The following is a 12,524-nucleotide window of genomic DNA, read 5'->3' on the forward strand; positions in this document are numbered from 1 at the left end:
ATACGTTATGTATGCCGTTAAATGCTATATAGGGAAGCATACTCCTTACATATGACTTCCATTTCGACCCATGGTAATATGAGGAATGTAGGTTGAATTCTTTAGAGGGGGACTTTCCATTGGAGACAAAGAAAAAAATCATGGTCATCTTCGGAACGAGACCGGAAGCGACGAAGATGTGCCCAGTCGTTCAACAGTTGAAGCAGCATTCCGATTGGTTCGATACCAAGGTTGTCGTCACGGGACAGCATCGAGAGCAGCTCTATCAGGCACTCTCTCATTTCTCGTTATCACCGGATGTTGACTTAAGCTTAATGAAGGAAAATCAATCGCTAGCCTACTTCACCTCTGCTGCAATCGCAGGGCTGGATAATATCATTTCAGAAGATAGACCGGATATGATTCTTGTTCATGGCGACACGCAAACGGCGATGTGCGGCGGACTAGCGGCCTTCTTTCACAAAATCCCTGTCGGGCATGTAGAAGCAGGCTTGCGTTCCCATAACAAATACTCCCCGTGGCCAGAGGAGGTCAATCGCAGAATTGTAGATGTCGTAACCGATCTGCTGTTCGCGCCTACCTCAGTTGGGAAGGACAATTTACTTCGTGAAGGGTACGATGCTGGGCATATTTATATAACGGGGCAAACGGCTGTAGATGCTGCGCTGCAGACATACCAAGAGGATTATACATTCCATGAAGCTTCATTAAATGAGCTGATTCACCACCGCGGAAGACTTATTACGGTTACTGCTCATCGCCGGGAGAACTATGGGGAACCGATGCAGCACATGTTCCAAGCGATTCGTCGACTTGTAGACGAACATCCTGATACGGCTGTCATTTATCCTGTCCATATGAGCCCAGTCGTGCGGGATGCAGCACATACTCTACTGTCTGGACATGAACGGATTCACTTGCTGAACACATTGGAGTATCCAGATATGATTAACCTGCTTGCTCGCTCTTATCTCATAATGAGTGATTCCGGTGGTCTGCAGGAGGAGACAACGGTATTCAACAAGCCACTTGTGCTGATGCGGGATACAACGGAACGACCTGAGGCCGTAGCCGCCAATATGGTCGCGCTAGCCGGAACAGAGGAAGACACGATTTTCAACATTGCCAACCGACTGCTTGCGAATGAGCAGGCCTACCAAGACATGACCAAGTCTAGCAATCCGTTTGGTGATGGACAAGCTTCCAAGCGGATCGTGGACATCATTGCGCATCACTTCGGCTTTGCGTCGGAACTCCCAGCTCCATTCGAATGCTAGAGAACGAAGCATGATCTAACTGTTCCGAATTTATCGTGCCCCAAAGATAAGACATAGAATACCATCCAAGTTGTAGCCTTATAAAAAAGATTGATCATTAAAAACAAAGTATGCTTATTTAAAATAAACATTGATCATTTATAAAATTATTTTCCTGTAGTGGTGAAAAATACATTGCTATTATCTCAGTGTAACTTTTAATAGGAAAGGGGTTTATAGGTGAATAAAGAGAGCGATCGTTTATATTTCATCGATAATCTAAAAATAGCTTTAATTATGCTTGTAGTAGCTCACCATGCTGGACAAGCATATGGACCAGGTGGTTGGTGGTATTTTATGGATGATGAATCTATCAACTGGTTGGGCAGGTTTTTCTCTGTAAATGCAGCATTTTTTATGAGTATGTTTTTCTTTTTATCAGCCTATTTTCTCCCTCAATCAATCGCGAGAAAAGGGCCGAAACGGTTTTTAAAAGAACGGCTTATTAGAATTGGGATTCCATTACTACTTGGATTTCTCGTGATAATTCCTATTCTGATGTATTTATACTACATTAATTTCAGAAATTATGAACCCATCTCATATTTTCCTTACTATGTTAATATATTTTTTGGACTTGGTAATGAACCCTCGAACTGGTCCGGGCCATCATGGCCTGATATGCAATTTGGACATTTATGGTTTTTAGAGCATTTACTTGTGTATGCGGTTGTGTTTTCAGTCTGGACCTTCTTTACATCCAAGAAATCCACAAAAAAATTTGATGGAAACATTAAGGTTTATCAGATTCTCTCCTTGTGGTTGATCGTTAGTTTAGTGACTTTCATTACAAGGATATGGTTTCCTATTGATCATTGGACAGCTTTCGTAGGATTTATTCAAACAGAATTTGCACATGTACCACAGTATGTGAGTTTCTTTTGTTTAGGCATTATGGCCTATCATCGCAAATGGTTTTTAACTTTGAGTACGAGAGTAGGATACATCTGGCTTATTATTGGAGTATTAATAGTAACTATTTTGTATTTTGGAGGGAATACGGTAGATCCTTTTCTTTTAAAAGGGGGGCCAAACTTCGGTTCGTTGACTCGATCATTAATTGAGACGTTACTGTGTATTTCGCTTGTAATCGGTCTTCTAATTTTATTTAGAGAAAAAATTAACGGCACTAATCGTTGGTCAAAGAGGTTATCAAACAATGTATTTGTTGTTTATTTCATCCATGTGCCAGTAGTTGTGTTCCTTCAATATACATTGAATGACCTACCAATACCGGTCATGGCTAAATTTCTTATAACGGCATTTTTAGGAATCATTCTAAGTTTTTTGCTAAGTCATTTTGTATGGCGAAAGATTCCATACCTCAAAAAAATGATGTAAAGGAAATAAACTTTAGATAAATGGAAAAGCCAGCATTATTGTTAGCTATTGTCTTAGTAGGATAATGAGTAAAAATAATGATTTTTGTTCAACTAACGGAGGCGTTAGTTTATTTATGAACGAAACTGTATTATTTGATAGAGTGACAAAGTATTTAATACAAAAATACAATTGCCACTCATATAGTAGGGGTGATTTTACTGAAGAAAGTGACTTGGACATTGATATTGCAAGGAGGATATTCTATGGGTCTAGCAGATTGATTAATCAGATTTTAAATAAGAGGAGGGTAGTAAATCCGGTAGTTTATTACTTGTTTCAATGTTATTTATTTTACTTATAAAATACCGAAATGTACGTAAGGAAACGGATGATAAGCCCATGAAGGGAAAACAGAAACTGAAGAGTTTCATTCGGGATTCCCAAGAAGGTGTAAAGTACCTCTATGCTAATGGAGCTCAAATTGTATCGACGATTTCAGCTTTGGTTCTCGGATTTTCAACCAGTTTTATTGTGCTTAGTGTTACCATTCATTCTAAATATTCTCTCCATTTTTCAGAAGAGTATATTGGAATACTATTATCTTGTGCTGGTATAGGTAATGTCGTTGGCGTACTTATAATGAACAAATTTAAAAATGCAAACTGGTTATATCTTCTCAGTACTTTAATGATTATATCTTCATTTGGTATTTTATTATTGATATCAAATTCATTTATCACCATGTGTTTCGGAATGATAATCTTTGATGGGGCACTTTCTATGGCATTTGTTGTTCAGATAACTGTTCAACAGGGGATTACTCCAGACTATTTGATCGCCAGGGTTCGAAGTTCCATATACGTTTTTGGTGGAATTGCAGCAATGATAGCGACTATACTATCTGGTTTGATTTCTGAATGGAACTCTACGGCAGCATTGGCATTTGGATCATTGGTTTTATTAGTCAATGGCTTGTTTATTTTTAAATATAAAAAGCAAGGAGTAGCAATGGATAAAATCAGTCCAATTCATGCTACATCCAAAAGTAGCTGAATGATGGAAAGACTTATTCCGGGCGCAGACGACAAAAGGGTTTAGGGATAAGACCATTCAGAAAGCAAAAACCTCTACTATCCATATTGGGTTTCTCTGTTTTTGATAATAACCATTTATGGGGAAAGTTTGTGAATATATAAACTTAAACGATCGGGTGCTTTAGTTAAATAAGAAATAATCAAACTATTATATGAAAATTTATATTTAATCAAATAATAAACCGTTATTTTGATCAATCTCTTTTCAAAATAACGGTTTTTTGATCTCGGGGCACGAATCCATCGACAGCTTCATCCAACGCTTTGATCAAATATTTTGGGCGTAGCGCTCACTCGGCATTTTCGTCAACACGACATATAGACAGGAAACGGCATCTGTTCCGCTGCGGTAAGAGAAGCTCTCGTCACCAGTAATATGAAGGATGTCACCTTCAGCAACTCCTGTCTCCACGCCATCACTATTCACGATCCCGCTTCCATCCAGAACTAGAATATTGACGTTTGCTCCCGGATGACGATGTTTCGGCAATTCGGCTCCCGGACTGAAGTTCAGTACGAATATCACATTTTCCTCATCCTTATGAATAATTCGTTTCGTAAATTTGTTCTCTACATATTCTTGATACTCGGTCACGTGATTTTTCTGCATGAGTTCTCACTCTCCTGAATTTTAGTTTTAGTACCTTCATTACCCCATTCTAGACAAAGTCAATCCTTCAACTATCACGAAAGTATACACTCATACTCATGACTTCCCTTATGACTTTTTAGACTTCATCCCCACGTACTTCTATTATATTGAACTTGTTTACATACTTTGTGATTCCAATCACATTCAGGAATATCCAAATATACCGGCCTACGATAGAGGGTTGCTTACTTACTCACCTCCACTTGCATTCATTGCCTAAAAATTGTACGATCGATAAGAATTCAATCACAAAACGTTAGAATTGGAGAATGATCCATGATCAATCAAATCGGACAAGTTATGCTGTATGTCAATAATCAAGACCAAGCGGTGCAATTTTGGACAGAAAAAGTCGGATTCATTGTCGTGTCGGAAGATAACAACGGGCATGGAATGAAGTGGATTGAAATTGCTCCTGCACAAGGCGCACAGACATCCTTCGTGCTCCACAATAAGCAGCTTATTGCCGAAATGCAGCCAGAACTCAACCTAGGGACTCCTTCGATCATGCTATTCTCCGACAATCTCGATGCACTGTATGAAGATTTCAAGAACAAAGGCATTACAGTTGGTGATGTCGTGACAATGCCTAGTGCAAGGGTATTCAACTTTGCTGACGATGAGAATAACTACTTTGCCGTTATGGAACGAAAGTAAGCGATATGTCGCAGAATGCAGCGCCATCACATCCTGTGGTGGCGTTTTTTGTTTATTATCACAGACTCCAGAGTGCACACCATTGCATGATTGAAGCATGGGAAATTAGTGTAAGATAATATAAGGTGATTCATCCATGAAAAGGAGGTTCTCATTCATGAGCCGCCAAGAGCTGCAAGAGAGACTGAAAATGAGGGACGTTGAAATCCGCCACGGCGAGCAATTCAACGCTCTGCTGCGCTATGTATTCCAAGTGACCAATCATGATCTGCAGGCGCTTGGATGGGAGAATCGCGAAATCGCGCAAGCGAAGCTGCCCATACTGAAGCAGGCCGATGTACTAGGATGGTTCGATGGAGACAAGCTGATATCCCAACTCGCCGTGTATCCATTCCAAGTGAATATATTCGGTCAAATCTACGAAATGGGTGGATTAACAGGTGTCGGAACCTACCCAGAATACGCCAATCTTGGCTTAATGAATAAATTAATGCGTCAAGCACTGACGAACATGCGCAAGCGCAAGCAATCCGTGTCCTACTTATATCCTTACTCCATCCCGTATTACCGTCGCAAAGGCTGGGAAATCATCTCTGATAAAATCTCATTCGATGTGAAGGACACTCAGCTACCGAAGCTCAAGACAGTTCCTGGCAATGTCGAACGCGTCACCATTGAGCATCCTGATGTTCGCCAAGTCTATCATCGCTTCGCCCTGCTGACACACGGCGCTATGCTGCGCAACGATCTGGCATGGGAAGAATATCTCCGTTGGGATCTCGATGACATGACGGTCGCAGTCTATTATGACAGCAACCATGAACCGACAGGATATTTGCTCTATTGGATCGCTGAAGAAGTGTTCTATATGAAAGAAATGGTGTATGTCAATCAAGAGGCACGCAACGGGTTATGGAACTTTATTAGCGCACATTTCTCCATGGTGACCCGTGTAAAGGGACATATTTACACGGATGAGCCGCTTGCGTTCCTGCTCGAGGACAGCGATATTAAAGAAATTATTGCGCCATACTATATGGCACGAATCGTGGATATCGGATTGTTCCTGGAGCAGTATCCGTTCCAGCCGCAAGAAGCTGAATGCAGCTTCACCTTCGTACTTCATGATCCGATGCTGGAATGGAATCAGGGAGTATTTACATTAACGGTAGATGAGCAGGGCAACGGGCATCTTACCAAAGGCGGGAATCAGCGGGATGCTGAATTCGATATTCAAACCTTGACCACGATGCTTATGGGATACAAGCGCCCATCCTACTTGGCGAAAATCGGTCGATTCCAAGCCAACGAGGCCACCATCGACCTGCTGGAGAAGCTCATTATTCGGCAGATCCCATACTTCTCTGACTATTTCTAAATATACGAAGAAGAGAGCACATCCGGCTCCCCTACGAGTTCGGTGTGCTCTCTTTCGTTTATTGCTCATCTTCAATTGTCGTTGACATCACATTGGCAGATGCGCCTGCAGCATTCTCTTTACTTCGTAAATATCCGTTAAGGCCTGCGCTTCCTGATCCGAATATTTCTCACAAATCATTTTTACGAATACAAATCCGAATTCATGCAGCAATATCGCGAGAAACAGCTTATCGATAAATACTTCACGACTGCATCCTATCTCTCTCCTGAACAATTGAATCAGATCAGCATCAAAATCAAACAAGGAGAACAGGATTGGCGGGTACTCATATTCGGCAGGAGCGATCGTACTGTCTGCAAAGTCGATAATGAATAATTGGCCTTCATCATCCACCATCACATTTTCCGCTGTAATATCTCCATGTACGTATACGGGCTGGGATACCGGGCTTTGTGTCACGATTTCAGCAATTTGCGCCCGAATGGACTCTGAAAAGAAGTTCCATCTCGTATTGCGTACAACCCTCTGCTGTATTGCACTTGCATCGACTTGCTCCGAAGGCAACGTATTCAGCTTGTCCAAATTAGCAAGCAGCTGCTTCACGAACGCTTCCTTCTGGTTTAATGTCCAGCCTGAGAGCACCTTCCCCGCTTCCTGACCTTGAATAAAGTCCATGATGATGTATCGGAACAAATACTTATCTTGAATATAGGACGCTGCGATCACATTCGGTGCGTGGATGCCCTGCTGGATAGCACGTTCCATAGCAGTTATTTCTGCTTGATAATCCGCATCTGTATTCGCTCCGGATTCCTTGGGTGCAAATATCTTAATCACATAGCTGCCGGCACGAAATACCGCATTTGTACCCGGAGTTACATGGAATATATGCTCTGCCCAGCTCAGGTTTTCTTTTCGGTAGATGACTTCGATGAGCTGTCGAAAATCTTCAATCGATTGATACACCGCTCCCCATGAATCCCAGTTGTGTATCTCTTTGGCAAAAGCGTGACTCATTGTCTCTCCCCCACAAACACATGATGCACTACTTATCCCGTCTGCGATACAAATCAAAAGATTTATATCCTTCGGCCAAGATCGCCTTCATTTCTTCAAGCCTTTTGTCCTGTGTTTCCTTCCGCTTAGCACTGTACACGTAACGCGCCCAGTCCTTTTGATATCCCGGTGTCAGGCTGTTGTAAAACTCCAGTTCCGCACTGCCTGCTAAATATGCCTGAATATCTGCAACATGCTCAACATAATCATCAACGCATTGGCTCTTTTTAGGAGATGCTGATTTGGCTGCTTTTTTGGCTTCGGACTTCAAGCCGATTACGGTAAAGACGTCATCCAAGCTGACCATCCGTGCGAATTTAATATCGCTGCTTCCTACATAGCCTTCCTCATTAACGAATCCGATGCTGAAGAAGCTGTCGCGTTCAATATATTGCTCGTATTTAGGATTATTTTTCTTCGGATAAGCGGTAAATAGATATCCCTTGCTGTTCAGCAACTGCTTATCGATAACCATTTGTACCAGCTCTGTAAATTGCTCTAGCGAGTAGATGAAGACAAAAATAAGATCATAGCTGTCCCCCTTGATCGCAGTGTCATAATCCAACCCATCGAAGTCCGACATATCGTCAGGTTTGTTTAAGATTAATTTCATCGGGTATTTGTTCAAATTTAATTTATCAATGATGCTCTTCTTGGAGTTCTGGTTCATATCGTGTCATTTCCTTCCCTTATCGTGCTGTCCATAATTATACGCAATCACATCCATGATGCAAACGTTATGCCATCCGTACCTCAAGCCACACACTGCGCATACTACAAGCTACAAACTTTCCTTGTAACCAACGGCTATAAAGTTGGACAAATGAAAAGACACATTGATAGCAAATTCCAACTCAATCGACTGCGGCTGGAACTTCATGATATAGGTCACCACGTAAGGCGTTTCGATATAAAATAGCTTCGCTTGCAGGGTACATTCGCTCACCCAGGATGCATACACAACGACTTCCTGCAGGGACATGGATAGATCTTTGTAAAATACAGCCTTCGTACGCATCGGCTGCGCTGCGTTTATAGGCACAGCAATATCCCGCTCATCTCCATATAGCAAATAAAGCTGCACCGTCTCACTCTGATCATCGAAGCGAATTTGCTTCAATCCACTAGCATTCGGTTGCATGACGTACACATGCTGATGCAGTTCCGGCAGTTCCAGTACTTGTTGGGCATGCTTTCCCCCTACTGTATGCCGCGCTTCTCTGTGCAACGGAACCGTCCAAGACCAAGACTCAACGGAAGGCCACTGACTGGAAAAATCAATACTTAATGGATGACCCTCTTGCTGCACATCTGTATGCGGATGCTCCCGAGTATCACCACTGCTGTCAACTTCGTCAAGGAGATGTTCATAAATGAGATTCAAAAGTGTCTGCAGCATATCCATGGTCGGATAGCTAGCCGTCACAGCAATGACAATCCCATCCTTCGGAGAGACAAAGCATAACTGACCGAATGCCCCGTCTGCTCGGAAGCAGCCGTCTCGACAGCGATGGAACTGATAGCCATAGCCCTGAGCCCAATCGATTCGATTGGTTCCTTTGCGATTATCGCTTTGCTCGCTTGTCGCCATCTGGATATATTGCTCTGACACGATGCGCTTTCCCTTGAACATGCCCTTGTTCAGCAGCATCTGACCGAATGCCGCTACGTCACTCGTCGTTAGACTCAGCCCCATCCCCCCAGCAGTAACTCCCATCGGACAGGTTTCCCATACAGGTCTAGCGATGCCTAACGGCTCGAATAATCGAGGCATGAGAAAGTCTACTAGATTCTGCCCCGTTACCCGCTCCAATATGGCAGACAGCATATAGGTCGAATGTGTACTATATTGAAATTGAGTACCCGGCTCATGATCCACCTCTTGCGCTAGAAATGCCTTGACCCAGTCCTGTTCCTTAGCCACAACAGGGTAGATATCACCCTCATGACCTGCTGTCATAGATAGCAGATGATGGATCGTCATCGCGGATAGTTTGTCGGATACTCGCTCTGGCAGCCGCTCGGGAAAGAATGAAATGACCAGATCGTCCAGACGAATGAATCCCATGTCCCATGCAATACCAACCGCAATGGAGGTCACACTTTTGCTTAAGGAATACAACAGTTGCGGACAATCCTTGCGATACGGCTCGCGCCAGAACTCTGCAATCGTAGAACCATGGTGACACACGATCAAACTATGAACCGGCAATTCGCCTTGCTCGATCTGATTGAAAAATCGCTGGATACTCGCAGATTTCCCACGGTATCCAGCAGAACAGTCGCTTCTCGTTCTCAAGCAAGATTCACCCACTTTGCCCACATTTCCTGCGGGTTCAGCTCGTAAATCTCCTTTTCTCGGAATAAAAATTGATGCATAATGAACTCCCGACGAATCGTTGCGAAATCCTCATGGTAGGCCTTAATGTATTCGTTGATTTCCTTCTCGCTATATCTGCGTCCCGACTCCAGATTAGTCACCATATGCTCTAGGATGATAAGCTTCTTCTTCAACTGAGACGGGATATTTTTGAGCTTGCCCTCTTTCGAGAAGAAATTGCGAATCACCGAATCCCTCAAACGCTGCTGCTCCTCATTCAACATCCCTATACCTCCATCAGCTCCGCGGTAAATAAGATTGATAGCCGCAGCAGCATTATTTTTTAGAAAATAATCATTTAATGAAAAATAAATCGTGTTCTTCTCTCTTCGTTCGTTGATAAGGCTCGCTTCGCGAAGCTTGGCCGCATGATGAGTAATCGTGGCAGGAGTAACCGACAGCTTCTCCGCTAACACCTGACCATTCCGCTCACCTTCCGCAAGCAGGATGAGCATCTTGACACGTGTTGGATCCGCCAACGCCTTATGATAGGCAACCACCTTGTCTAACTGCATACAGGCATTCACTCCTCCTCAACTTATTTAAGTAATGTTGCAGTATCCGTAGAGCATGCACGAATTAAACAATAATTTAATTAGATAATCATTAAATTAGATGGATATTAAAATAGATGATACACAATCGAGGGATATATTGTCAACCCAATTTTTGTATACTATAGTGGATGAGGAGCAGAACAACCTGCCAGCACAAAATTACTACTTACAGAGAGAGGTATTGAATGGAGCATACAACGACTGAATTGCAGATTCGTCATTTTCAGCAAGAGGACATGCCATTATTAGGGGAGTTATATCAATCTGTTACATCGCGTCCAGATGCGATATTTTGGTGGGTCGGCGAGGAAGCGAACTGGAGCAACGTGTATTGTGCCTTTGATCATGGCAAGATGGTTGCCAAGGGACAAGTCGGCATCATCAATATTGTACCGCCCGGTCGCGCTCAAGAGAACAAGCATGCCATTTACGTTAATATCAAAGCGATCCCAGAACGTGAGCATGATTATGTATTACTTGCCCGCATTTATGAGCTGCTGTACGCAAGAGCCGTTGAATTGAAGGCAACACTTCCTGCCGAATACGGAACGAGACTCTGTGTTGGTAATGATTCAACTGAAGAGGTGAACAGTCAATTCTTCCTGCAGCGTGGTTTCCGTCATCTGATTAGTCTATATCGTATGAAAAGAATGATAGAAGCACCTATCCCAGAATTGCAATTGCCTGAAGGTTATCAATTTTCTCATTGGAATTTGGATACAGATGAAGAAGCTCATGCCTATCTGGATATCGACACAGAAATTTGGCCAGATAATCCGCTTGGATTGGAAAGACTGAATGAATACAGGCAGTACCCGCTCTGGAATTCAATGGTTGTCCGCCAAGGGGATACCGTCGTCGCCGGTCTATTGACGTGGAAAGAAGACGATTATGCCCAAATCGAAAATGTATTCGTTCGCGAGCAATGGCGTGGACAGGGCCTTGCGAAGTTCCTGCTTGCTCAATCACTCCAATATGCGAAGTCTCATGACATACCACGTGCGAGCCTTGAGGTATTAACCGATAATCGAACAGCATTGCAATTGTATGAGTCGCTCGGATTTGAGCAGAAAGCAGAAGAAATTCGATATTGCATAGAGTTGTGATATAGGAGTCGCATTCTGTGCCATTTTTATAATTTATGTATAAAATCCCCGTAGAGTGGCTCGTTCATACCCATTCTACGGGGATTTGAGAGAATTGCTCAACTTTTACTCTCCTCTAGCATATTCATGATTTCCTCTACTACGATCTCAGGTTCATCATGATGAATGTAATGTCCGCTCTGATTGGCTATTCGAATCTTGCTTGACGTCGATAATCGCCGAAACTCGGATTGCAGCTTTTGTTCCATTTCTAATATTTCCATGTGAGGCCATCCTTCATGGTACTCATCGGGCAACCCTCTTATGATAATAGAGAGTGGAATGTCATATAGTTGTACATGTTCGGCAATTTGCTCATAGCTTCGTATCTTGTCGATTCGCTCACTATTCTGCAATGGGTTCATCAGATATTCCCTATTTTCCACAATCCGTTCTTTCGGAAGCACCTTTTCGTATGCCAACTCTTTGTATTCAGGCGCTGCATCTACCAGCACGATTCCACATATGTCTTGCGGATAAAGGCCTGCATATAATCTAGCGACTAAGCCGCCAAAGGAATGCCCCACCAATACATATGGAGGTTCTACGTTAAGCACTTGCAGCAATTCGGAAAGTTCTTCGACTAAACAACGACATGTTCGTGTTCCTGATACGGATTGGCTTCTGCCAATACCTGCTCTATCATAAGAAAAGGTCGACGCTGCTTTTGATATTCGATTCTGCACGATCTCCCATGTCTCACTGCTATCACCTAATCCGGCAATAAAAATGACGCTCGGCGTGCTGTTTCGCGAATATTTACTGTATAACTTTACATTGTCGCATACATGATAGGCTTCCATATATCTATCGCGCTCTTCACTCCTACCTTCCATCATGTCCATCCCTTTCTTTCGATGAATTCGCATTTTCAAAATTATAGACTTCATAAAAATATTATAGAATCAAGCGATCTGATTATTAATGGAGTGGCTGTAATGAATGTAGCAATAAGTGATGATG

12 protein-coding genes are annotated in these 12,524 nt (G+C 42.8%); 6 read left to right on the plus strand and 6 right to left on the minus strand.

Going from position 1 to position 12,524, the window contains the following annotated elements:
• Window positions 1-119 precede the first annotated feature (119 nt).
• From wecB to BP95_RS0113805, 3 genes are all read left to right on the plus strand, one after another.
• Window positions 120-1,277, plus strand: a complete 1,158-nt coding sequence (gene wecB / locus BP95_RS0113795) for a non-hydrolyzing UDP-N-acetylglucosamine 2-epimerase (protein ID WP_028532486.1) — start codon at window positions 120-122, stop codon at window positions 1,275-1,277.
• 219 nt (window positions 1,278-1,496) lie between these two features.
• The gene (locus BP95_RS0113800; RefSeq protein ID WP_028532487.1) at window positions 1,497-2,657 is read left to right on the plus strand and encodes an acyltransferase family protein; all 1,161 of its coding nucleotides are present in this window, start codon (window positions 1,497-1,499) and stop codon (window positions 2,655-2,657) included.
• Window positions 2,658-3,038: 381 nt separating this feature from the next.
• On the plus strand, window positions 3,039-3,692 hold the full coding sequence (locus tag BP95_RS0113805; protein ID WP_175460787.1) for an MFS transporter: 654 nt from the start codon (window positions 3,039-3,041) through the stop codon (window positions 3,690-3,692).
• Between the two features lie 309 nt (window positions 3,693-4,001).
• On the opposite strand, the gene BP95_RS0113810 is transcribed toward BP95_RS0113805, so the two are convergent.
• Complete coding sequence (locus BP95_RS0113810; RefSeq protein WP_028532489.1) at window positions 4,002-4,343, minus strand: cupin domain-containing protein; 342 nt, start codon at window positions 4,341-4,343, stop codon at window positions 4,002-4,004.
• Between the two features lie 318 nt (window positions 4,344-4,661).
• Here BP95_RS0113810 and BP95_RS0113815 point away from each other — a divergent pair, with 318 nt between their 5' ends.
• Both BP95_RS0113815 and BP95_RS0113820 read left to right on the plus strand, forming a co-directional pair.
• Complete coding sequence (locus BP95_RS0113815; protein ID WP_028532490.1) at window positions 4,662-5,042, plus strand: VOC family protein; 381 nt, start codon at window positions 4,662-4,664, stop codon at window positions 5,040-5,042.
• Between the two features lie 157 nt (window positions 5,043-5,199).
• Window positions 5,200-6,420 (plus strand): GNAT family N-acetyltransferase, encoded by a 1,221-nt coding sequence (locus BP95_RS0113820; protein WP_021254863.1) that lies wholly within the window; start codon window positions 5,200-5,202, stop codon window positions 6,418-6,420.
• Window positions 6,421-6,507: 87 nt separating this feature from the next.
• On the opposite strand, the gene BP95_RS0113825 is transcribed toward BP95_RS0113820, so the two are convergent.
• The 4 genes from BP95_RS0113825 to BP95_RS0113840 form a co-directional block, all read right to left on the minus strand.
• Window positions 6,508-7,440, minus strand: coding sequence for a phosphotransferase (locus BP95_RS0113825; RefSeq protein ID WP_021254862.1), 933 nt, complete (start codon window positions 7,438-7,440; stop codon window positions 6,508-6,510).
• Between the two features lie 28 nt (window positions 7,441-7,468).
• On the minus strand, window positions 7,469-8,149 hold the full coding sequence (locus BP95_RS0113830; RefSeq protein ID WP_028532491.1) for a YdeI/OmpD-associated family protein: 681 nt from the start codon (window positions 8,147-8,149) through the stop codon (window positions 7,469-7,471).
• Between the two features lie 111 nt (window positions 8,150-8,260).
• Window positions 8,261-9,778 (minus strand): serine hydrolase domain-containing protein, encoded by a 1,518-nt coding sequence (locus BP95_RS0113835; RefSeq protein WP_028532492.1) that lies wholly within the window; start codon window positions 9,776-9,778, stop codon window positions 8,261-8,263.
• A complete protein-coding gene (locus BP95_RS0113840; RefSeq protein WP_028532493.1) occupies window positions 9,775-10,374 on the minus strand; it encodes a DUF2087 domain-containing protein in 600 nt (199 codons plus the stop codon). Before BP95_RS0113840 ends, BP95_RS0113835 begins: the two co-directional genes overlap by 4 nt.
• A 227-nt stretch (window positions 10,375-10,601) precedes the next feature.
• On the opposite strand from BP95_RS0113840, the gene BP95_RS0113845 reads away from it, so the two are divergent.
• On the plus strand, window positions 10,602-11,522 hold the full coding sequence (locus tag BP95_RS0113845) for a GNAT family N-acetyltransferase (protein WP_028532494.1): 921 nt from the start codon (window positions 10,602-10,604) through the stop codon (window positions 11,520-11,522).
• A gap of 98 nt (window positions 11,523-11,620) precedes the next feature.
• On the opposite strand, the gene BP95_RS30390 is transcribed toward BP95_RS0113845, so the two are convergent.
• Window positions 11,621-12,400 carry an alpha/beta fold hydrolase gene (locus BP95_RS30390; RefSeq protein ID WP_028532495.1) on the minus strand — a complete coding sequence of 260 codons (780 nt, stop codon included), beginning with the start codon at window positions 12,398-12,400 and terminating at the stop codon, window positions 11,621-11,623.
• Between the last annotated feature and the right edge of the window lie 124 nt (window positions 12,401-12,524).

The sequence above is a fragment of the Paenibacillus sp. UNC217MF genome, from assembly GCF_000686865.1.
Lineage (GTDB): Bacteria > Bacillota > Bacilli > Paenibacillales > Paenibacillaceae > Paenibacillus_B > Paenibacillus_B suaedae.